At 49.9% G+C, this 24388-nt stretch carries 17 protein-coding genes; 9 read left to right on the top strand and 8 right to left on the bottom strand.

Annotation, left to right across the window (positions count from 1 at the left end):
• The first annotated feature begins 1 nt into the window (after window position 1).
• A complete protein-coding gene (locus GEV47_RS17250) occupies window positions 2-466 on the top strand; it encodes a rhodanese-like domain-containing protein (protein WP_153236040.1) in 465 nt (154 codons plus the stop codon).
• Window positions 467-520: 54 nt separating this feature from the next.
• Window positions 521-1342: a substrate-binding domain-containing protein gene (locus GEV47_RS17255; protein WP_153236041.1), complete on the top strand. Its 822-nt coding sequence runs from the start codon at window positions 521-523 to the stop codon at window positions 1340-1342.
• 39 nt (window positions 1343-1381) lie between these two features.
• On the opposite strand, the gene GEV47_RS17260 is transcribed toward GEV47_RS17255, so the two are convergent.
• From GEV47_RS17260 to GEV47_RS17285, 6 genes are all read right to left on the bottom strand, one after another.
• Window positions 1382-2395, bottom strand: a complete 1014-nt coding sequence (locus GEV47_RS17260; RefSeq protein ID WP_153236042.1) for a M48 family metallopeptidase — start codon at window positions 2393-2395, stop codon at window positions 1382-1384.
• Window positions 2396-2575: 180 nt separating this feature from the next.
• Window positions 2576-3658, bottom strand: coding sequence for a YjgN family protein (locus GEV47_RS17265; RefSeq protein ID WP_322741686.1), 1083 nt, complete (start codon window positions 3656-3658; stop codon window positions 2576-2578).
• A 113-nt stretch (window positions 3659-3771) separates the two neighbouring features.
• Complete coding sequence (locus GEV47_RS17270; protein WP_153236043.1) at window positions 3772-4263, bottom strand: tetratricopeptide repeat protein; 492 nt, start codon at window positions 4261-4263, stop codon at window positions 3772-3774.
• 100 nt (window positions 4264-4363) lie between these two features.
• Window positions 4364-5374, bottom strand: a complete 1011-nt coding sequence (locus GEV47_RS17275; protein WP_153236044.1) for an OmpA family protein — start codon at window positions 5372-5374, stop codon at window positions 4364-4366.
• A gap of 94 nt (window positions 5375-5468) precedes the next feature.
• Window positions 5469-8930, bottom strand: coding sequence for a hypothetical protein (locus GEV47_RS17280; RefSeq protein ID WP_153236045.1), 3462 nt, complete (start codon window positions 8928-8930; stop codon window positions 5469-5471).
• Window positions 8920-15663 (bottom strand): DUF7933 domain-containing protein, encoded by a 6744-nt coding sequence (locus GEV47_RS17285; RefSeq protein WP_194270696.1) that lies wholly within the window; start codon window positions 15661-15663, stop codon window positions 8920-8922. The genes GEV47_RS17280 and GEV47_RS17285 overlap by 11 nt, the downstream gene beginning before the upstream one ends.
• A gap of 564 nt (window positions 15664-16227) precedes the next feature.
• Here GEV47_RS17285 and GEV47_RS17290 point away from each other — a divergent pair.
• The 5 genes from GEV47_RS17290 to GEV47_RS17310 all read left to right on the top strand — a co-directional run bounded on the left by GEV47_RS17290 (window position 16228) and on the right by GEV47_RS17310 (window position 19873).
• Window positions 16228-16665, top strand: coding sequence for a DUF2946 domain-containing protein (locus GEV47_RS17290; RefSeq protein WP_194270697.1), 438 nt, complete (start codon window positions 16228-16230; stop codon window positions 16663-16665).
• 242 nt (window positions 16666-16907) lie between these two features.
• Entirely contained in the window at window positions 16908-17975 is a 1068-nt protein-coding gene (locus tag GEV47_RS17295) for a transporter family protein (RefSeq protein ID WP_407646281.1), read from the top strand.
• Complete coding sequence (locus GEV47_RS17300) at window positions 17965-18501, top strand: peroxiredoxin family protein (RefSeq protein WP_153236048.1); 537 nt, start codon at window positions 17965-17967, stop codon at window positions 18499-18501. Before GEV47_RS17295 ends, GEV47_RS17300 begins: the two co-directional genes overlap by 11 nt.
• A 95-nt stretch (window positions 18502-18596) precedes the next feature.
• Window positions 18597-18971 (top strand): copper resistance protein CopC, encoded by a 375-nt coding sequence (locus tag GEV47_RS17305; RefSeq protein WP_153236174.1) that lies wholly within the window; start codon window positions 18597-18599, stop codon window positions 18969-18971.
• 5 nt (window positions 18972-18976) lie between these two features.
• Window positions 18977-19873 (top strand): copper resistance D family protein, encoded by an 897-nt coding sequence (locus GEV47_RS17310; RefSeq protein ID WP_153236049.1) that lies wholly within the window; start codon window positions 18977-18979, stop codon window positions 19871-19873.
• A gap of 16 nt (window positions 19874-19889) precedes the next feature.
• On the opposite strand, the gene GEV47_RS17315 is transcribed toward GEV47_RS17310, so the two are convergent.
• On the bottom strand, window positions 19890-20240 hold the full coding sequence (locus GEV47_RS17315) for a DOPA 4,5-dioxygenase family protein (protein ID WP_153236050.1): 351 nt from the start codon (window positions 20238-20240) through the stop codon (window positions 19890-19892).
• 100 nt (window positions 20241-20340) lie between these two features.
• Between GEV47_RS17315 and GEV47_RS17320 the strand changes: the two genes are divergently transcribed.
• Window positions 20341-21069 (top strand): class I SAM-dependent methyltransferase, encoded by a 729-nt coding sequence (locus GEV47_RS17320; RefSeq protein WP_153236051.1) that lies wholly within the window; start codon window positions 20341-20343, stop codon window positions 21067-21069.
• A 569-nt stretch (window positions 21070-21638) separates the two neighbouring features.
• Complete coding sequence (locus GEV47_RS17325; RefSeq protein WP_153236052.1) at window positions 21639-23021, top strand: NCS2 family permease; 1383 nt, start codon at window positions 21639-21641, stop codon at window positions 23019-23021.
• 91 nt (window positions 23022-23112) lie between these two features.
• On the opposite strand, the gene GEV47_RS17330 is transcribed toward GEV47_RS17325, so the two are convergent.
• Entirely contained in the window at window positions 23113-24108 is a 996-nt protein-coding gene (locus tag GEV47_RS17330; RefSeq protein WP_194270699.1) for an FHA domain-containing protein, read from the bottom strand.
• Between the last annotated feature and the right edge of the window lie 280 nt (window positions 24109-24388).

Raw genomic sequence — 24388 nt, forward strand, 5'->3', positions numbered from 1 at the left:
CATGAACAATGAGACTGATTTATTATCCACTCTCCGCCAACGCGGACTTGATGAAAAACTGCCCTACGCAGGTGCATGCACCCCCACGGAAGCGCTGAACATCCTGCAAGCACATCCCAACGCCATTCTGGTTGACGTACGCACCAATGCAGAGCGCGACTGGGTCGGCAAAGTCGCCATCAATGAAGCGCAGCATCAAACAGTGCAATGGAATCTCTATCCCGGTGGCGTGCCTAATTCCGACTTTCTGCAGCAGCTGGCACAAGGTGCACTCAAAGACAGCATCTTGTTATTTCTCTGCCGTTCAGGCGTCCGCTCACGCCATGCGGCCAAGCTCGCCACCGAAAATGGTTATGCGAATTGCTTCGATATTCTGGAAGGATTTGAAGGAGACAAAGACGCGCAAGGTCATCGAAAAAATGTCAGTGGCTGGTGTAAAGCGGGGTTGCCCTGGATTGGCGCGTAATGCTCTTGCATAGCGCTGAACAATAAAGGCTCATAGAAAAACTGGAAAGAAAAAATGAAAATTAACAAAAAAAATTACTGCGCCGATCAACCTAAGCGTCGCCTGAATAGCCATGCACGTGCGCTAACAATAACGGCTATCAGCGTATTGGGTTTATTACTAAGCAACGCCGCCGTCGCGCAAGAAATTTTATATGTATATGGCCCGGGCGGTCCTGCGCCGGCAATGAAAGAAGCCGCAGCCGTTTTTGAAAAACTACACGACACTAAAGTCGAAGTCGTCGCCGGGCCTACCCCGACATGGATAGCTAAAGCCAAGCAAAACGCAGATGTCATTTACAGCGGATCAGAAACCATGATGACTGATTTCACAGTCGCAATGGACGGCCGCATAGTCGAACAAACGATAGAACCACTGTATCTCAGACCTTTAGCCATCTTGGTACGCAAAAACAATCCCAAACACATTTCCGGTGTCAACGATTTGCTCAAGCCGGGCGTAAAAATTCTGGTGGTCAACGGTGCCGGTCAAAACGGCGTCTGGGAAGATATGGCTGGCCGCAAAGGTGATATCAACACCGTTCGTAACATGCGCAGTCACATTGTCAGTTATGCAGGCAATAGTGCCATCGCTAAACAGACGTGGATAGACCACCCGGAGATTGATGTTTGGTTAATCTGGAATATCTGGCAAGTAGCCAACCCTACTCTGGCCGATGTAATACCAATTGAACCCGACTACGCCATCTATCGCGATACCGGTGTCGGCCTGACTGTGCAAGGCACAGGCAAGCCAGTCGCCAAGGCGTTCGTGGAATTTTTACATACGCCAAAAGCTGCCCAGATATTCAAAAAATGGGGCTGGAGTGGCTCTTAAATTATCCAAATGACGTGACCTTCAGCTCCACGCCGAATTTCACTCCGCTTTCAAAATTCTGACTATCCGATCATGACTAGCCGGATGCGTCGATAAGTAGCTTGAAAACTCTTTCGACGCATTACCAAGCTTCTCAAACACGGATGCCAATGACTGCATGCTCAGCCCATTCGCTTTAAACATCTTCACTGCATAGTCATCCGCTTCCTCTTCAGTATCGCGGGAATACTTTAAATCCAGCATGACAGTTGGGATATTCGCCACCAAAGCCGATACGTCGCCAAACAAGACCGTACTGACCGCAGCGATGGTTGAGGTTTGCACCAGACGCCGCATCAGATGATGTTGATGCAGATGACCAAGTTCATGCGCCAGTACGCCCATCAGCGCATCGTCATCATTAAGCAAAGTGACGATCTCATCGGTCACGACAATTTGTCCCGAAGGTAAGGCAAAAGCATTGGGGCCGATACGACTTTTACGGAAAACAATCTGGTAATCGGGCACAGCCTCGCCATCCGCATTCTGAATCGTGGTCAGCGACTTAAACCGCGTAACGATGGCATCGCGTCGTTGTTGCGGCAATTGGCTAGGTAATAGAACCTGTTTATCCATAAAAGCCAATGCGCCGCTGCCTATGCTGTGTTCTATCGACTCAGGCAATGCGTTGGCAATGATACGAGATGCCGCTGGCAAAACATAAACATAGCCCAGCACTAATATCAGAATTAATGCGATGGTCACTTTGACTGTGGCGCTCCAGCTTTGCTGCATTCGTACCACCATTGAATCCTGATGACCGGTATTGGCAAGCAAAGTATTAAATGCGTCATTATCCGTAATTTCCAGAAATGCTCCATCCGGAAAAGTAACTTTGCGAGAGGTTGAAGCAACACGTTCGGAGACACGCAAGTCATTGAGCGGACATTTCCTTTCAACTACTCCGGCAACGCTACTAATGCCGTCAACAATGGCCACATCGTCTTCGACACGCAAAGTTACCACATGCTTCCGTGATGTTTTGCCGTCGAAATAAAAAGCAGAAATGGCCATGGCGTTTAATCAAAAAATTTAATAGTGAGAATTTATATTACGCGCACCTCACCGTCATTCCCGCGAACGCGAGAATCCATGTTAATTAGCGCAACTCATGTAAACGTCGCTTTGCTTTTCGCAAAATGGATTCCCGCGTTCGCGGGAATGACGGTGATTAGGTTGTGGCTCTGCGTAGCATCAGAGCGACAAATCAAAATCCAGCAAGTCCGATACACCTTCACCAACAGCGGATCCGGTTGGCTCATTGTCGGCGCAGAATTCATCCATTGAAGAATAGGTATTGAGTGCCATGGCTTCAATCCGATACTTCATCAAACGTATTTGGGCGAAAGGAATGAACAAGCCACACGTAACGATGATCCCCAGCAAATTGGTGATCAAAATGAAGTACATATTTGGCAATTTCAATTCACTCTGAAATTCATGTTCACCAAGTCTGGTGCCATTCCATTCAAGATTTTGCAGCATGGTCAGAAATAGTGGCGCCACTAGGAATATCCCCACGTACAAGATAAGTATAAATGGGAGGATGTCTGCAAAACGGGGAGCTGCAGTTTTGGCATGCTTCATTGAGGCAAAGAAAGGACCGCCAAATAGCTTGAACATCACCACATAAACAATTGCGGTAACCACAAAACCAATCAAGTAAGTCCGATAATAAGCGCCTACCGTTGCATCAAAAGAAAAATGGGTAGTGCCATATCGGCTTTCACTGTGCAGAAATTTTTTGATGCGCTGATACGCGAATGGCACCAATGTATAAAATGTAAAGAGGCAAAGTACCGGCCACAATAAATACGTTTTATAAACCTGTCCCAGATTTCCGCGAAAGCCAAAACGAATGCCGCGATAGCTTGAGTTATACAATTTGAACTGATAGCTTTTCCAGATTAACCAAGGAAAAAGCGCCGCTAGCACTGCGAATGTGATGAATCCCACCGTCGGTGAAACTCTGAACGCCACTTTATAGGCAATGATGCCAACCAGAGCAATCACGCGTCCTTTTAAAATCGCTTTTGGGTTTCCGTGATATTCAAAACTGGCACCTGCAACGTGTGTATTGTCATAGAAATAGCGAGTGCGACGCACCTTGGCCCAGGCGGAATAAATACCGAGTGTAACAATGCTCAATAACAGATTGACTATCCAGATACGAAAATATTCACTACCTCGCCCTGTGAAAGTGAACCGCTCTAATTGCGGCCACGACACATCTGGTGCTGTGTTCAATGATGGTGCTGCAGGATCTACCGTGTTCACAATACTCTTCCTTTAATTTTATTTTTAACGACAGAAAAGACAAGTTACTAAGCATTCCACTCCCTGTGAAAAGCTGAGCGGTAAGATAACAGTAAAAGCCAGGGATTAGTAACTCAAATGGTGAGTAACTGTGCATAGCGCACAAGCGATCGATTGTAACGAGGTAAATATTGTGTAAGTGCGATAAGACTGATGTCGACAGCTTCACGTTCGCGTCCTACATCCACCAAAGCCAGTGCCAAGAAAGCACGCACTGCGCCATTCAGTTCATCATCGGCAGCATGCAGCTCAGCCGTTAACAGTGAAACGGCCTCGGCCGCATTGCCAAGATTGCGGAGCGAGCTGGCCATTTGAATAGTAGCGCGGCGGCGGCGCAGACCGGTCAAACCGGCTTCAAGCGCCGCACGGTACAGCGGGACCGCTTTATCGGAATGACCGGTGGAGTCTTGTGCGGCAGCGCGTTCGAATAGGCCGATTGCGCTCCCAGCTGGTAATTCAGAAGCTAAATTATTAATCCGATTGATGAACTCCTCTGAATTGACATCATCGATCGTTAACCATAGGTCGGCGATTTGCTTTTCCCAAGCTGCCTCCATATTGCTCATGAAAACTATTCCATTTCTGAGTCGAAAGTGAAAAGCCCTTCTCCAACGAGTGGGGAAAGGGCTTCTACGGCGCCACACAATACTACCGTTTCTATTTAAATTATTTCATCCCCTGCACTACGATTTCCACCCGGCGATTCGGTTGCAAACAAGCGATCAGCGCCGCCGATGGCTTGACACCGGTACAGGCTTCAACCTGATCTTGTTTACCGCGCCCTTCAGTGGTAATCGGTGCAGTTACACCATGCGCTTGCAGATAGGTTTTGACCGTGTTGGCACGTGCCAGACTGAGACGCTGGTTGTAGGCGACGCTGCCCAGGCGGTCGGTGTAACCGGTCACGGTCAAGCCGGTGACACTGACATAACCGCTGCTGATTTTTTGCGCCATTTCATCAAGCTCTTGACGCCCCTTCGGCAATAAATCACCACTTCCAGATTTATCGAAATGGAATAGCGCATCAGCAGACAGCGTGATTTTCTCTGTCGTCGGCACGGGTACCGGTGGCGGATTACAACTTTCGGCAGACTGTTCAGCGCGGCCGGCCAAGTCTTCTGCAATCTGAATATACGGTTTGGCATGACGCCAGCCAGCATCGTGAATTTCATTCCCTGCATGTACCAGTTCAACTTCACCGCAAGCCGTTTGCTGCGCAGCGCAGCGGAAACCGGAATGGTGCTTCAAAGCGTCATATCTGGCCCATAAATCGGGACGTAATTTTTCTGCCCCGTTGACCAATGGTGTTTCCCAACCCGGATCTTGTTTGTTTTCCAGAGCAGTCAAAATTCGCTGACTTTCGCCCAATGCCGCTTGTGGGAAACCACCGCGGTCATTGCGGCTATATTCGTGGAACGAAACATCTAACCAGCATTGCGCTTTCGAGAGCTGATAATCGGCAACGCGGCGGCCACCATCATTCAAGACTTTGATGCGCTCTTGCGTATCGCGATAAACACCATAATCGCGATGGATGACGTTATCGGCAATCCTGTCCTGTTGCTGCGCCAGTTGATCTGCTGGCGGATTCGGATTGGCAGTGGTGCAAGCGCTCAATGTTAATGTTGAGGCCAGGGTCATCGCTAAAAATAGTGTGGTCAGTTGCGGTTGTTTCATGTTGGGTCTCTTTCTCTTAGCGCCACTTCAGAATTTTTCGTCATCGTATCGTCCCTCTCCCGCAAGTGGGAGGCGGAAGCAAACCACTTATCGCTTATCTTGTTAATGCCGGATTCACATCAGGATTACGTTTACCAAACAAATCTTCATCAAATTTAAATCGTATGCGTAGATACACGCCTTGATTGGTGTAATCAGAACCGGTCAAATCCCTGTCGTTGAAGCCGCGTACGTTCCAGCCGGCAGACAACCACAGATTGTCCTGTAATTGATAACCGACTTCCGGCCCAAAAGCGTATTGCTTACTGGCGCCTTGCGGACTGTACATGACTGAACCCAAGACCCCGATATCCCAACGTTTGCTGATGTCGTAAGTGACGCGACCGCTAAGCAGATAGGCGCTGTATTTATCGTGGCCACCGCTGTAAAGATCGTTTTCCCATTTCGCCGCAGCCCTGCCATCCAACCACCATGGCCGACTTGGGTGGTAATCGGCATTGATTGAAATGATGTGCTTTTCAAATCCTTGACTGATATTCGGATCGCCATTCAAATCATCGGTGGTTTCTGGCGGCGGCAACGTATTCAATCCGCTCTGATCGCGCTGCACCCAATACTCATAGCGAGCCAATACGTTCAAGCGATTGGTATCGGTATCACGATAGGCGATACCGGCCTGGACTTTGTCCTCCCACAGATTGCCGACATAACCGCGATTGTCGGTGTACAGCAAATAATTTTTACCGAGGAAAGTCCAGTCACGATTGATCTTGCGCGCCGCTGAAATGGTTGACAAGTAAGTATCATTACCCGGCATAAAGGTCGGCGTCGGCGGTGCTGTTGGTTCGCTGGCATTGTATTCTTCGGCCTCGATATCCTTAGTATGTCGCCACTCCAGACGACTACTCAACAACCATAGAGGACTAGGTCGCCATTCGATTCCGCCGGTCACTGCATAAGCACCCTGAGTATTGCCGTGATACGCGCGCAAATATTCTTCTGAAGTGGTGACCTTGACGGTATCGCTGACATTCCACATATTGCGCAAACCACTGGCCCAGGTCAGCTGATCGCCATCAATCGCGTCACGCATAGCGTATTCAGAGAACACGCGTTGATCCTTCATGTATTCGTTGTCGATACCTAAAACGAAAGCACTGCTGTCATACAAACCATTGGTTGCATCGGGAGAAGATAAACCGCTTACCCATTCGTATTTGGCATAGAGCCTCGCCATTTCGGCAAAGTGATAAGCCGCACCGATGGATGCGCGATGGTAATCATCGTCACCCACACCATGTTCATACTCCCCGGTCAAATCGACTTTTTCCGTCAGCTTATACGTGGTGCGCACACGCAAACCAGTGCTGTGGTAAGTGATACCGGCCAAGCCATAGCTGCTGCCATTGAGGCCGTAACCAGTCTGCGGATTCAACAAACTCGAACCAACGCCAAATCCAGTATTCGCGCCAAAGCCATTGGATTGCGGATTGACCAGCAAACCCGATCCCAGACTAATGGTTGACGTCCCATAGTCACCGGCGACTTCATTGGTATGCGTTACCCCTACATCCACATCCCACAGTGGATTGATTTTATAGGCAACGCCAGCCGATTCTGCGTCCCGCTTGGCCTGCGCTACTTCATCTTCGCTGTGCGTGCCTTCGGCGTAGACGCTCCACTTTTCATCGAGTTTTTTAGTGACTTTGAGCGCCCCCTCATCTCGACCTTGCGACAACGACGCCGCCGGATTGTTGAAGTAAGGATCGCTGTGACCGTAATATGCGCGTGCCTGAAGATCGTCATCCTGATGCAGCATTTCCACGCGGTAGGCCGCACCAGTCACTTCCTGAAACACGCCGCCCACTGGCGATGGCTGATCTACGGTCGGCTGCAAACTGTAAGGACTGCCGTTGGTGCTTGCTCCCAAACCCGTACCATCGCCCAGCATACTTTGGCTGCGTGCATATTCGGCCACGATGGTGGTATGCGGACCAAGTTGTATGCTGGCGTTGCCACTACTGAGCGTGTAAGGCGCATACGGATTTTTATCTTTGACAAAACTTCCACCAACTTCCAGATGCTGGCCGAGCTTGACTTGCGCATCGACACCAGTCACCCAAAAGCTGGGGCCGCCAGAATCGACTTCATACGTTACGCGCAACGATTCCGGATTGCCATTGGCATCCACCGAAGGCAATGGCCGAGTTAATAAAATGTGGCCGGAAAATGGCTCAAAACTATAGTCAACATAACGTTGCAAAGGCACGGTCGATAAAATCACCGCCGGTTGATTACGATCGCGCGTAAGGATTTCCACCGTTTCGCTACCGGCTTGCGCATCTTGTGCAGATACTGCAAACGGTCCAGACAAACCTTGCCCCGGAAATTCCTGGATCAGCTGCACCAGACTATCTTTAGTGGCAAAAGCGTTTACCAACACACCGTTAGCATCGTAATGACCACGCGCACCGTTCATAGAGCGGCTGTAATTTCCCAGATCACGTTTTTTGATGCTGGCGACACTACCGCCCCCAGTCACTTGACTAAAACCGTCGCCGGTCTGGAAGTCACCGTACAGAATGTAGGATTTATCTTTATCGATACGTACATATAGTTTCGACTTCGACTGCGCATCAAAACCTTTGATTGAGGAATCCCCGTACACCGCGTAATAATCGTCGGGATTGACATCACGGAACAAACGTCCTTGCAGGTCTTTATCAGAGTCGTAAGCCATGGTCAGCAAAGCATCGCCTTTGATTTTCCCTTTCAGGAAGAACGCAGTACGCATACCGCCATACAGTTTGCCGTTATCGCCACTGCGGGAAAAGCTTTGAATTTCCTGATCAAAACCGTCGCCGGTTGAGGCTGTGCTCAAGCTCACGGGTGACTTGCCGTCAAAGTGGATAATCCCTTCGACCAAACCCACCGCCAGCATTTCGCGCAATTCAGGGATAAAACTGATGACGCCTTTGGCTTGCGCCTTACCGGCTGTCACGCGCACGGTAACGTCCTGCGGCTGATACGGCGCCAACAACAATATCTCGGCTTTGCCATCGACCACTTTGACTTGCATCCCGGGCGTGATGTGATCCAGGTCTTTGCTACCGGGTCCGAATTCAGGCGTCGGCGCACCGGGGATTTGTAAACGCCCACCGGAGGTTTCTACCGTCACCACTGCATCCTTGACGGGCTGACCTTTATAGTCGAATACTGAGATGCTCAAATGTGCCGGCGTCTGGCCATCGGCCGGAATGCTATCGCTATCGACACTAACTGAAATTTTGCCGACGATCGCATTCAAACGGTAATCCGCGCCCTGAATCTTATCAGCGAAAACGTGAGGTGAAACCGGCGGCAGATTGCTATTGCCGGTATCGAGCGGCGGTAAGACGATACCGTCTTTATAGGACTGATCGTTAGCGCCATTAAAGGTGCTGACGGGCAGACTCAGATCGCCAACGGGGCCATTGACGGTGCCTTGTCCCCATGCAGAAAAACTAGCAGCTAGTGCCAGCGTCAACGTCGTGTAGCGAGATAGATTATTGCGCATGGCTATCTCCCTGTGCAGGCACCACTTGATTCGGCGCTTGATTATTCTGCTGACTGTTTTGCTGACTGTTTTGCTGATTCAGCTCCAACTGCTGCAACGGCGTATCGCGCTCACTATTGTTGATTGGCGCTTGCTGCGCTCGCGACACGTCGTCCGGTGAATTTATCCGCGGTTTGACAATGATTTGATTGGCGCTGTCGGTGCCTTCTTGCGGATAGTCTGGCGCTTTGCCTTCAAATTTCAGCGGCACGCCGTGTTTTTTCTCGGTGTCCGGGCCGGGAAGTTCACCTTGCGTGCGACGTGCTTTGACTTGTTCCATCACCGTATTCGAGCAAGAACCTTCGATGAAATCAGCCCGTTCCAGCTCACCATTTTTCAGGTCAAGGAAAATACTATTAGCATCACCGACATTGCGGTTACTGCTGCTGACCAAGCGACTACCGCGCGGCAACGTGGTTTGATCGACTTTCAAGACATGGGTTTGAGGAGTTAAACCACAATAGCTGTATTTACCTTCAATGTCGCTGATCAAGAATGTACCGTCTTCCAGATACATACGTACGCCAGGAATACCGAGTTCTTCTGGATCTTTGATTTGATTGCCGTTGCAATCAACGTAAATCATACCGGCCACGCAAGCAGCGGTGCTGAAGACGCCGCCGCCAATCTTCACTTTCGCCTGTGCCTGATTCGAGCAATTTTGATTATTGTTGTGTGGGCAATGCGCAATGGCGCGGTTAATACCATCACTTTGTGCCGCACCTACCCCAACTCTGACGCGGTAACTGAGCACAACAGAAACACCGGGGGCGATGGTGTCGAGCGTATAAGTCACCGCCGGACCCGGCGCGCCAGTGGTTGCCGTAATTTTTGCACCAGTCACATAACTGCTGTTATCAACCAGACGGAAACCGCGCGGCAAGGTGTCAACAATCTGCGGCCCGGTAACGACGTTGGCGCCAATATTGGTGATGTTGAGGGTGTAGACCAGACTGTCGCCGAGCTCCGCTTCTGATTTGTTGACGGTTTTCACTATCGACAGCAAAGCATTATTCGCTGTAAGCATGGTCACTGCTTTGCCACAATGCACATCCGAACAATTTGTCCCCGGCGCTGGCGGATTGCCACCGTTGCTGAGATCTCCACCGCCGCCAACGGACGCATAGTTTGTGATACTTCCGGCTGCGGCGGGAACACCGACTGTCACTGGTACAGCAATACTGGCGGTACCGTTGGTTGCTGCCAGTGGTGTGGTTGGCGTAAAGTTAAAATTGAGTACAAAACCGGTCGCGGCCGTACCCGTCGTCACCACATTGCTGATGGTTCCCTGACCACTGGTCATCGTGCCATTTAAGCTAAAGCCCACTGGCAAATTGTCGACCAGTGTCAACGCACCGTTGGTCGTACCGGTTCCTGTATTGTTAATCGTCAGCTGATATACGCCAGTCCCGCCTACGACCAATGTGGCTGGGCCGGTTTTGATCAATGACAGCGTTGGTTCTCCTGCGACCACCACCGAATCTTTACTGCAATGATTAACATCACTGCAAGCAACTCCTGGCGGAACGCGTGCGAACGGATCGCCACCACCGCTGATGCTGACATAGTTGACGGCAGTGCCCTTGGCTGCGGCGCTCTGATTGACGCTGATCGTAATGTTCGCGCCGTGGCTTGCCGTGAGCGCTGTGGTCGGTGTAAATCCGAATGTCACCTGCTGGCCAGTAATAACCAGGTTACTAATACTGCCATCATTGCTAGTAATTGGATTGGTGCCGATCAAACTCATGCCGGTCGGCAGAACATCGGTGATATTTATTAAATTGGTGCTTGGTTGCCCACTAACATCGCTAATTGCCAGGTTGTAAACGCCGACGGCACCTACGTTGAAATTGCCGGTATGGGTTTTAACGACTTTCAGAATCGTTGTTGGCGGATATGTCACACAGGCTGGATCAACAGAAGGACAAGTTGGCGGCGTCGCTCCTGTAGGGAAAGCGACATTGCTGATGCTGACAACGTTAGGTGGTAATGGTGATGCTGCTTGAAAGCTGACGGTAACTGCTTTGCTGCTACCCGCAGGCACCGTGAGGCCAATCCAATTAACCGCACTGCCGGTCAGACTACCCGCATCACTGCTACTGATATAGCTGGTGGCAGTGGGTGTGGCATCGGTCAATGCATAACCGGTCACTGTGGTACCGGTAGCATTGCTTAAGGTGATGGTGTACAGCAGCGTATCGCTCGCCTTCAGCGTTTGGCCTGCAACCGGCGCAACGCCATTCACGCTAGTCAATGCCTTGGCAATGGTCACCACGCCCGGCGGTTTTATCAGCGTCGGGTCGCTGGTGCAATGATTGGCATCGCTACAACCGGTTCCCGGTACCATCGGTGTGAACGGATCACCGCCATCGCTGACGCTGGCGTAATTAGTTGCTGTCCCTACTGCTGATGCCGCTACAGTAACGTTGAGCGTCAGCGTGGCAATGCCGCCTCCGGCAGCAATCGCTGGTGCGGGCGTAAAGTCAAAGGTCACTAATTGTCCGTTGGTGATGATGTTGTCAGCGACGCCGTTTGCGCTAGTGATCGGACTGGTTGCTGCCAGAGTCATTCCGTTTGGTAGCAGATCAGATATTCTCACCACGCCTTCTGTGAAACCCGCACCGTTATTCGTCACCGTCAACGTGTAGCTTGCTGGCTGACCAACGACGAAATAACCGGTGTGACTCTTGACGATTTTCAAGTTCGACGCCCGCGGCGGATAGACCACGCAGGCGGGATTGAGCGAAGGACAAGCTGGCGGTGGCGAGCCTGTCTGGTAAGCGACGTTGGCAATACTCAGCGTACCTGGCGGCAGCGGTGTCGCAGCCTTAAAAGTGACGGTGACCGCTTTGGTACTACCTGCCGGTACAGTAAGGCCGGTCCAGTTAACGGCAACGCCGGTCGACACACCACTATCACTACTGCTGACATAACTGGTGGCCGTTGGCGTCGCATCCGTCAAAGCGTAAGCGGTGGCATCGGTGCCACCGGCATTACTCATCGTGATGGTGTACAGAAGGACATCCCCTGCTTTCAAGGTTTGCCCCTGCACCACGGCCGCACCATTAACACTAGTCAGTGCTTTTGCAATCGTCACATCAGCAGTGGTTTTTATCAGCGCAGGATCGTTGCTGCAATGGGAGACGTCAACGCAATTGGTTCCCGGCGGTGTCGGTGGAAATGGATCATTACCGCCGCTGACACTGGCATAGTTGGTGAGCGTCGCGGAGGTGCCAGAAGGCACTGCCGCCGCACTGAAACTACCGTTGACCGTGATGTTGACAGTAGTACCGACAGCAATCGCCGGCGCTGGCGTGAAATCAAATGTCACCAACACACCGTTGGCGGTCGTGCTAGTGACGACGTTAGTCACAGTACCGTTGGGGCTGGTAAACGGATTGGTGGTTGCCAAAATTAAGCCGGTTGGCAGCAAATCGGATAACTGCAACGTGCCGCGCGTAGCACTACCACCGTTATTGGTAATGGCGAGGTTATAGCTTGCAGGTTGCCCTACAGTGAAAGTACCCGTGTGGCTTTTCACCAGCTTCAAGTTCGGCACGATCGGCAAGGCAACCGGATTACAAATTGCCGGATTGGCCAATTCTGCAGCAGATTCATTGAGTGGATCGGCGGGCATCGTACAATTAGCAACCGGCGGATTTAATGCACAGTTAAGACCGTTTTGGGGTGAGCAATCAGAAACCGTCGCCGTATTGGCAATATTGATGACCGGCGCTGTGACAGGATTATTCACTTTCACACTAAAAGTCAGGCTTAAGTCTTGCCCCGCAGTCAACGTCTGAGTCGAACCGGCGAAACTCCATTGCACAGTATTACCGTTCAACACCCCGCCATTAGCTGCCGAAACAAAAGTGACACCAGCAGGTAATGCATCTTTCACAAACTGCACATCATTGGCCAGACTCACCGGTAAATAACCGGGATTAGTTAGCCTCAATAAATACGTCAGGTTAGCGCCCGGTGGAATCGCCTGACCTACCAGCGATGTCGTGGTGCCGGTTAACATCACATCTTTAAACAAAGCATGAATCGGGGTGGTAGTCAGTACTGTCAACGTGGAGTTGGCCGGTAAAGAGTTGGTCACGGTTTGTGCAGTCTGCACTGCGCCAGCCGGAATTATATTGGTCTGATTACCTTTGACGGTGCCGACGACATTGACTGTCACTACGCAACTGCTGCCACTGGTAACGGTGGCATTGGTGATGACGACCGAAGTAGCACCTGCTGCTGCAGTGACGGTTGGTGAACCGCAATTGCTTTTAGTGATATTCGGGGTCGGTGCAATGACAACACCATTTGGCAAATTATCGGTCAGGTTGGTGCCGGTAAAATTACTATTGGCGAGCGTATTACTGTTAATGACCTGGATGGTCAAGGTGCTCATCTGACCGACACCGGTGCCTTGGAAATTGCTGCTAACCGGACCGCTTCCCGGATATTGAAACACTGTCACCGGGTTAAAACTTTTGGATACCTGAGGCGCCGTCAACGGATTGCTGATGGTGAGATTGGCATCTGCCGGTTTGATATTGGTAGCCGATGGATCAGGATTGCTATTCACATCAGTGGCTGTTACCGCATTGGCTAAAATTGAATTGGTGGCAACGCTATTGGCCGGTACGCCAGGAGCGGCAGCCACATTGAATGTCATCGTACATTGCGGCGGTGTTGCGCTGGTGGTGAAGGCGTTGAGCCTGGAAATCTGGAAAGTGATGGTTTGGCCACTGACCTGATAGGTAGTCACGGCTCCGGCAGAATTAGAACAGGCAAAAACCGGATTTAATGGCGCAGCAAAAACCAGTTGCGCTGGCAACGTATCGGCTGCAGAAACGTTATAGCGCGGCACCGAAGCTGGATTAATGATCGTGATAGTCGCCGCGCTGGTACCGTTCAGCGGGATCGATGTCGGATTAAATGATTTGGCAGGATATAGCGGTTGATTGCCTACCACCAAAGCCGCTGCGACGTTACTGATGACGCCACCCGAACAAGCCGTATTACCGGTAACAGCACTGACACAAGCAGCGGCCTGATTATTCTCTGGCGTGCCGTTCGCTGGTGGTGCCGGAGTAATAATAGAGTCCGCGATCAGACGAACTCTGATGGTACAACTGGTGGAAGCCTGTGGGATTAACCCGTTATCTATGGTCAATGTCTGACCATTAGCCGGGGCTGTTACGGTTCCCCCGCACGTGTTACTCACCAAAGCGGAATAGTGAAAATTTGGTGCAGTCGCCGCCCAGCTATCGACCATATGGATAGGCGTCAAATCCATATTGACACCGCCGGTAGGGACGGATTTATTCAACTGTATGGACATATCAATCGCACCACCCGTCACCGTGGCAGGCGCATGACCAGTTGGCAGCGACAATGATGCTTCAGTGACCAGTTGAATATAGGTTTTCGTCATGCTACTCAAGGTCGGTCCGGTACCTGGCCCCGGCGCGATCAACGACACCTGAGCACTAGCCGTAGCCTGTGTAATCGCCGTATTAGTAGCGGTTAAGCTATTTGCAGGAATGGTATTGACCAACACTTGGCCTGTGGTTCCAGTCGGTGCCACGACATTGATCGTCACCGTACAAGAACGCCCCGCTGCCAAAGTTGCCCCGGATAGTTTGACGGTGCTGCTATTCGGCGCAGTAACCGAACCACCGCAAGTAGTAGATGCATTAGGTGCCGTGGTGTAGACATTTAAACCGGCAGGCAGGTTGTCGGTTACTGCCATGCCATTCCATGGCCCCCCTGTATTGTTATAAATCGTCCATGTCATGCTGAACGATTGACCGACATAGGGTGATCCGGTTGAAAACGCTTTGGTCAATACATTGCTCGGCACGGGTGTCACTGACAAAGTGCCATTCGTGGTGCCGGTGCTTGCCAACGGCGGGGTAACTTGTCCGTTTAGTGAAGTAACGCTCCCCGGGCCCATGGAATTTATTAGATTCACCGTCGCCGTGCCCACGACGGTTGCCGTCACCGTACAGTTGGCACCGCCGGGAATGGTGGCGCCCGTCATTCCCAAGGAAGATCCACCTGCCGTCGCGGCTATCGTGCCGGTACATGTGGTAGATGCATTTGGAGGATTTGCCAACACCATACCTGCAGGCAGGTTGTCGGTCATATTGGTATTGGTCAGCGGCAGAAGATTGGCGTTGTTCAGTGTAATCGTCATCTGCGAAGTCTGACCCGAGACGATCGTATTTGGGCTAAAGGCTTTGCCACTTACTTGCGGGGGCGTCGCGTTGCGACGAATCACCGTCAATGAAGCACTGGCATTTTCCCTGACGACCTGACCTATAGCTAACGGCGCTCCCGCCGGGATCGTATTGGTGTACACACTGGCGCTGGTACTGACGACATCAACCTGAAAACTACAAAAGTTACCAGTGATAATCGTCCCCTCACTAATGCGTAGAGAGCTTGCACCAGCCGTCGCATTGACCGTCGCGCCACAAGAAGTACTGGTGTTAGGCGGCGTAGCGATGATGACGCCGGTCGGCAAATTATCGGTCAGATTCAGTTGCGACAACGACGTCAGTGGGTCGGTATTGCTAATTGAAATAGTCAGGCGGCTTTTATTGAACGGCGCACTGTCTTGTATTTGTACCGGATCGAATGATTTATTGACATCGACCGATTGCGCCAAAGCTGCGTTACTAAATAACACGCAACTGACACTGAAGAATATTGCAATGGATTTTGCAACAACGGTTGCAACGGAAACACTGGGTTTATGTAGTATTTGAAATGCAGAATAAAACGGAGGTTTTGGCTTTTTGAAATTATCGTTGTGCTGCAGATTTTTTTTTGCTAATTTTTTTATACCTAAAAAAAGCTGGGGTAAAGGAATTACTCGCCTTGCAAACGCATACTCCATATTTCATCACCCCTTCTCAAGGCCATGGTTTTTTGCCATAGTTACATTCTGCAGTTGCATTTTTAGATGCCAAAATTTCGTCATATTGCAGAAAGCTGTATTGATTTTTACAACTTACTTTTTGTAACAATTCAGCTACATTGAAAGGAATTCTAAATTTTAATTTTCTGGATAGCAACTTATATCTCAAATGCAATGTTTTATGGATAGAATAACGACAGTGCTGATAAACATCTGCATAACAGAAAGAAAGCGGCCCAATTAATAAATCCTATGAGATAATTTTGAGCTGCCCCACTAGAAATAAGCCACAGGAAGACCCAGCGCGTGCGACGGTTCCACACAATGCGAAAGATGAAAAACGTCATATGGATAGCGACATTCGCCATCCTGATGAATGTGTTCGCGCCGTTGATTTCGCATACACTCGCTCAAAAAAATAACGAGAACGCGCATCAGGCAGCATTGATGACGATGATTGCCGATGCAACGTTTTGCACCACGCATGATGCATCTCAACGTGCGCAACAATCCCACGCTGATCACGATCCGAATCTGAGCTCAAACTACAGCTCAAACCACGACGCAGACCACAGCACAGATCATGACGGCATGGAAGCCTGCGGTTACTGCAGCTTGCTGGCGCATCAACCATTTCTCACCACGGCATTCGCGCAACTCGATGCCGCTACCACCATCAACGGCAGCTATGTAGCCGCCCTTTCCGCTGCCTTCCAACCGTACACCGTTGCCCACGCCAACCGTGCGCAACCACCACCAGCTATCGCTTGAAATAAACAAGCGGTGTTACGCATAACCACAATCTAACCGTCGTCATTCCCGCTAACGCGGGAATCCATGCTGCCAAATACAAAGCTGCGTTGACATTATGTTGAACAACACGCGAGGCACGGTATATACCGCCGTCCCTCTGGTATTGATTAAGCTAAGTTACATGGATTCCCGCGTACGAGGAATGACAGAGGTGTTTGCGTAACATCAGTAAATCACCCCAATTTCACAGATAGCGCACCATGAATTTCAATAAAAAAACCTTGCATCCTTTATATCGATTTGCGCTTCCATTTGCAGCAAGTATGTTTTTACCTGTCGCCGCATACGCATGTGCCACTTGCGGCTGCTCTTTGAGCACTGATGCGGCGATGGGTTATTCCGCCGAGCCTGGCTGGAGTATCAATTTGGGTTACAGCTTCATTAATCAAAACCAATTGCGCTCCGGCTCAAGCGCCGTACCGGGCTCACAGCCCGCCAGCATCAATGATGCCGGCGGCAGCCAAGAGGTGGAAAAACAAACCATCAATCGCTATTTCAACCTTGGCATTAACTACGCGCCGAACGCTAACTGGAATTTCAGCGCGATCATCCCTTATATCGATCGCAGTCATACCACTTACGGCAATGCCACCACTGACCAGCTCACAGCCGACAACATCAGCGGTGTGAGCAGTACCGGTTTGGGCGATATCAAATTAATAGGAAACTATCAGGGATTTTTACCAACCCATAATTTGGGTGTGCAGTTCGGCATCAAACTCCCGACCGGAAATTACGGCGGACAAAACGTGCTCACCGGTGCCACCGTCGGCCGCAATCCGACGTTCTTTTCGTCTGGCCCCAATGCCAGCTCTGGCCAAGCGTTAGATACCAGTCTGCAACCGGGCACCGGCAGTACTGACCTCATCATCGGCGCGTATTACTATCAACCGATCAGCCAGAATTTTGACGCCTTCATTAACGGCCAATTTCAGGCGGCCTTTATGGAGAAGCTAGATCAAACCGGCGCCGATTACCGTCCAGGCAACATCAGCACCATGAGTTTTGGTTTGCGTTATGAAGCTAATCCAACGGTGGTACCGCAAATCCAGATCAATATTTCCCGCAAGAGTGCTGATCAGGGAGCGCTGGCCGATACTACAGATACGGCTGGCACGGTTGCTTATTTGAGTCCAGGCATCAGTGTTAATGTGATGAAAAACGTGAATGTTTATGGCTTCGTACAGCGCTCTATCTATAGTCACCTTGAAGGCTATCAGGTGTTCCCGCGCTGGACCGCTTCCGCCGGAGTGAGCTATGCATTCTAATCCGCTAAAACCATCATTTTGGTTACGTGCAGCGCTGATATGCTCTTTGTTGATCAGCATTTTCAGCTGGTCAAGCAGTGCAAATGCGACTACGTTAACTGTCGGCAAACCGGCTCCACCGTTAGTGCTGCACACTTTAGACGGACGCAATATCTCCAGCAGCGATTTGCGCGGCAAAGTGGTTATCCTGACTTTCTGGGCTAGCTGGTGCGGACCTTGCCGAGAAGAGCTGCCGCTGTTGTCGGCCTATGCGGCGAAGCATGCAAAACAAGGTCTCGAAGTATTGGGCTTCAGTTTGGATAGCCCGGGTGATTTACCGGAGGTGCGCAAAGTCGCTGCCAGCTTGAGCTTTCCGGTGGGACTGCTTGGCAGTCCCTGGGCTGGCGACTATGGACGCATCTGGCATATTCCGGTGAATTTCACCATCGACCGTAATGGCATTCTGGTCGACAACGGCTGGGACGATAAGGAACCGGTTTGGACCTCCGAACGTTTAGAAAGAATTGTTACGCCTTTGTTACGATAACAGGCTAGGTAAATAATGCAGTTTGCATTAAAAGTAGATACCCATCCTACGTTGTATATATATCCGCCTCAATAAAGAAAGATCACATGTTTACTATGACATTTCCGCGCGCATTCGTCCTCTTGCTCAGTCTGGTCATCAGCCTGTTCATCGCAAATTTTGCGCACGCGCATGCACATCCTGTCACGCAAACTCCTGCTGCCGATTCCGCTTACAGCATCGGTAACGCGCCTTCCGAAGTAAGCATTACTTACGATGAAGCATTGGAACCTGCGTTCAGCAAGTTGGCTGTCACTGATGCACAAGGCAAGGCCATCACCATTAACAAAGCCGAAGTAGATACAACGACGCACAAAACACTGCGCGTAGCTTTATCGAAATTAGTTGCCGGGATCTATCTGGTTAAATGGGTTGCCGTCGCTGACGACGGGCATCGTACACAAGGCAGTTACAAATTCACGGTGAAGTAGTACTGATGATAGGCGATTGGTTGCAGCCACTTTGTGCGGTGTTGATGAGTGTGGCTTTGGCCGCTATCATCGGCGCGGCATTGCTACAGCCGATACTGCAAGAAACAGCGACTACAGCATTACCATGTCAAATTACCCGCATCTATCGTTATGCATGCACACTGCTAGCCATCGCGTTGTTGGCTTACAGTTGCGCTGGTACGGTAGCGATGACCGATACTGGCCTCATTGATCTTCCTGCGTCGTTATGGCTAGTAGTCACACAGTCGCATTTTGGTGCAATGATCTGGTGTGGATTGGTTGCCAGCTTACTGTTAATCGCGGCGTTGACGCTTCCTGTATCAATCTCGTCGCAGCGCGGTTTATTGCTAGTGAGCGTATGCGGATTTGCCTATTCACGAGCAGCAACCGGGCATGCAGCAGATCATGGCTGGGTCAGTCTGGCAATGTTGGTTCACACCGTACATTTGCTAGCCGCTGCGACCTGGGTTGGCTCAGTTGGCGTTGGTGTGCTGCTGACATCGCGTTGGCAGCACTGGCCGGCATCGCAACGACGGCTGTTTGCACACCGCGTATCAGAAATCGCCACGCTTGCATTTGTAATCGTCGTCAGTAGCGGCTTGTTAAATATCGTTCGGACACTCGGCAACGCGCAGCATCCATGGGACTATGCTTACACCTGGATCTTGCTCGCAAAACTTGCGGTGATAATCATCGCCGCAGGATTGGGCGCATGGAATCGCTGGTACTGGTTACCACGTCTGGACTTAGAACATACAAGCAATGATCAAGTTATTCACGACGTGCGCATGTTCAGAATCGTCTTGCTGCTTGAAACGGTCGTACTCTGTACTGCGCTGCTGATTGCGGCGAAACTAGGTGTGACCATGCCGGCTCAATGAGCTTGATATAGACACTTCAGTGTGCTTTTTTAAAAATTTCCAGATTCAACGGCAAACTATTCCCAAGCCAAAGCGGAAATTCTTTATGGTCTCTCAAATCATCGTCGGTAAGAGGATGCACCAAAATATCCAATCGTTGGCGATGCAACATCAGCCACTGAACCACATCGCTAAATTGTTCATTTGAAAAAGCTATTTGATAAGCACCTTTGGGATGAGGGCCGTATGCTTGATCGCGCACGCGACCTAAATCCACTGAAAAAACGTTAGCGATCTCCTCGCGAAGCTGCAACGCAGCTGGCAATTCACGGCTGTCGAAGTAGACATGCGCGTGATAACCTTTTATGACAACACTATCTTTTTGCATTTAAAAATTCCCTCAATATTGTATGGCCGAAGAACAAGCAAAACGGACTATAACGCACAAACAAAAAACTTTTTTACACAGATTAATTTAAAAGATAACCATGACACAAAACATATACGACAACGATGCTTTTTTTAATGGTTATAGCCAGCTGGAACGCTCCATCTCTGGCTTGGATGGTGCGCCGGAATGGCCGGTAATACGCGCCATGATTCCTGATCTGCGCGGACGCAAAGTACTTGATCTGGGATGTGGTTACGGCTGGTTCTGTCGCTGGGCAAGCGAGAATGGTGCAGCTTCGGTCCTTGGCCTGGATGTCTCAGAAAAAATGCTGGCACGTGCCAAAACCAGTACGCTCAATCCAGCCATCACTTACGACAGAGCAGATCTGGATAACATCACGTTGCCGGTCGCAGCATACGACTTTGTCTATTGCTCTTTGACGCTGCATTATCTCGCCAATCTGGACAAGCTGCTGGTGCAAATTTATAACACGCTCACTCCCGGTGGCAGTTTTGTATTTTCGGCAGAACATCCTGTGATGACCGCCCCCGGCAATCAGAATTGGATTACGCAAGCGGATGGCCGTGTCGTCTGGCCGCTGGATAATTATCTGGAAGAGGGATCGCGCTCAACCAATTGGCTAGCCGATGGCGTCATCAAACAACATCGCACCATCGCCAGTTATTTCAATCTGCTGATTGCTGCAGGATTCAGTATTAACCATGTGGAAGAATGGAGTCCAAGTAAGGAACAGGTCAACGCGCGACCTGAGTGGGCGAAAGAACGCCATCGGCCATGGTTTTTGTTGGTGCGTGCAACGCGTTGAGTCTATTTTTGTATGGATGTTATGCAATCACAGCCGGTAAGGGCGCGATGCGTTGTGAAATCACGTGTCCCTCCGAATATCAGATACGAAAATCAAAGTCTCGGAGTTAATTTGCGCATTCTTTGTTGTACTGAAAACATCAAAATGAAAATAATCACCTTATAAAATTGAACATAACACTGCTATAAACAACGTTGAGCGCATGTCGCACTGGCAAAAATATGCCCAGTCCACAGGTTATGCGTAAGCCCCACTTACCATATACAGCTCAATACGCTACACTCTGCGCCCTGCAACAAACCGCTTTACTTAACTTTATTTCTATATGGAAAGAGAAATGTCGCCTATTGTTTACTCGTGATGGGCTCTCTACTTCCAATGTCATAAGCTGTGATCGCTGGGTTCATATATCGATATTTAATTTATATAAATAGGCGACAGTTCAGCGACCAAATATCCCCATTTTGGTAACTGATTATTCAAACAAAAAATACACACGAGACACCCTGACAGCCGGCCGCAAAGCATTGACGTCCGTTTCAGTGGATATACATAGGAGCAGCGCAATCATGATTGATCAGCAAATCCAGCCCACTTCGGGTCTGGGAGATACTATCGCCGTCAGCGAAAGTAAAATCGACCAATACTTCCAGATCACCGAACGTGGCAGTACACAACGACGTGAAATTATCGCTGGTATCACTACCTTCCTGGCGATGGTGTATTCCGTTTTCGTAGTGCCCGGTATGTTGGGTCAAGCTGGCTTTGATGTCAGTGCGGTATTTGTTGCAGTATGTTTAACCACTGCTTTTGGTTCGTTGATAATGGGTTTTTGGGCACGTTTGCCAATCGCGATAGGTTGCGCAATTTCGCTGACCGCCTTCACTGCCTTCGGACTAGTATTAGGCAAAGGTTTATCCCCATCCGTAGCGTTAGGCGCGGTATTCCTGATGGGTCTTATTTTCACTGGTATTTCAGTGACTGGCGTACGCTCATGGATCTTACGTAACCTGCCAGCCGGCGTTGCGCATGGCACTGGCGTTGGTATCGGCCTGTTCCTGCTGTTGATCGCATCGAACGATGTCGGTCTGGTAGTGAAAAATGCAGGTCCTGGTCTGCCAGTAGCGCTGGGTCACATCACGGCGTTCCCGGTAGTCATGAGCGTCATCGGTCTGGCCGCTATTTTTGGTCTTGAGCGTCGCAAAGTACCGGGCGGCATTCTGCTGGTCGTCATCGCTATTTCTATTATTGGTTTGATCTTTGATCCAGCCGTTAAATTCACAGGCATCTTTGCTTTGCCTGCATTAAGCAAACCTGGTCATGCTTCGCTAATCGGTGCGATGGATATTAAAGGCGCATTGAGTATGGCTGTAATTCCAAGCGTGTTGGCGCTGGTAATGACTGCGGTGTTCGACGCTACCGGTACGATCCGTGCCGTTGCTGGTCAAGCCGGATTGGTTGATGACAAGGGTACTATTAACAATGGCGGCAAAGCGTTGACAGCTGATTCACTGAGCTCAATTTTTGCTGGTCTGGTTGGCGGTGCACCTGCTGCTGCTTACATCGAATCATCAGTTGGTACTGCTGCCGGCGCTAAAACCGGTTTGACTGCTGTTGTCGTTGGCTTGTTGTTTTTAGTCGTTATGTTCTTCTCACCATTGGCTGGCCTGGTACCTTCTTACGCGACGGCTCCGGCGTTGATGTATGTTGGTTTGCTCATGCTAAGCAGCATCAGCCGCATGCATATGGATGACACTGTTGATGCGATGGCCGGTCTGGTTTGTGCAGTATTCATTGTCCTGACTTGCAACATTGTTACCGGCATCATGCTCGGTTTCAGCACTCTGGTAATCGGCCGCATTGTTTCTGGTGATTTCCGCAAGCTGAACGTGGGTACAGTCGCTATTGCAGCGGCACTGGTAGCTTTCTATGCTGGCGGTTGGGCGATTTAAGAACTAGCTAGTTTTCGGACGTCCTCGACTGTCTCCAAAAATAGTCGATTTTAGCGGCACCCAAGGGTGCCGCTTTTTTGTTTTGGCGTTCTCATTTTTCATTAGCGAGAATAGCTTGAGTCCGCGTACTGACATTTTCAGTTGGGCTCGCTATCCCCTCCTTGACGGAACCATTGATGATTTCAAATCCAACAGAACCGAGACGCACTTCATCACGTCGTCGTTCAATAATATTTGGTAACGTAATACCATCCGGCAAAGCCTGCGCCAGCTGATTACGTATCCGAAATATGTGTGTATTGACGTACGAGACGTCTAGTCCGAGCATTGCCGCAAACAATTGCAGATCCATCCATCCCTGACTGCCTGAATCAACCCCTAATTTAGCGTCTTCCAAGCGCTTCCTGGCTAGCTTGATCAAACAATAGTGATGAACGCGCTCCCCCAAATCAATGATCTGATCCATCACGGTCATCTTTAAGGAGACACGTTCTCCATTCCAACTGTCATGAAAATGCAAAAAAATATTCGGTCCGGTGAAAGTCGGAGCAAGCGTATTGCTGCTCGTCGCTTCTATCTCACCCGCGTTAAAAAACTTCCATTGTGTCCCAGCGATACTGACCTGATCGCCATCTCTGAGCAGACGTACTTCCTCGTTGCATTCCCACACCCACTGCCCTGTTTCAGAGCGATAGATGGAAAATTCAGGCGCGATTTCGTTCGGAATCAAGTTGAAATTTTGCAGTTCAATATACTTTTCATCACCACTTAAAGAGAGCAACATGCTGCACGGCGGCGTCAACTTTTCCACCGTCCAATTTGATTGTTTTGATCGACCAAAACAAATACTGGTGCCAACATTAAGTAATGCTTTTTTTTCACACAACAACAACGCCCCGTCAATCATGGTTCCGTTGCGACTGTGATCAAAAATTTCCCAAACAACGCCATTCCATTTCACTGATGCATGAAGTTGGGATATATCTTTTCCTTCTAAATGCGTATCCGAATTGGCGCTTCGGCCAAAAATATGCGGTGAACGCAAATATATTTTTTTATGTGTGAAAGTACATTCGAATATGGCCACCAGTGTTCTCCCGGTTCAATTGCTTGTCATATCTTGATAGCGGACTTCTTTACGAGCCTTGGTCTCGGCAAAAATATTTGCTCGGAGAGCAGATATTTCCCCACCAGCTTGCTGAGAGGAAGATTCCTAAAGAAAACTAAAAAACCACCAGCTCCCTAAATTTGATGCTTAAGTACATTTTTTGTAAAAAAATTAGGTAAATTGATACAAGCCGTTGGAACAATCCGTAAAGTTCAGCAAGAAGCAAGTGTATTACAGCATAAATATTGTAACAGTCAAT

The organism is Glaciimonas soli, from assembly GCF_009497155.1.
Lineage (GTDB): Bacteria > Pseudomonadota > Gammaproteobacteria > Burkholderiales > Burkholderiaceae_D > Glaciimonas > Glaciimonas soli.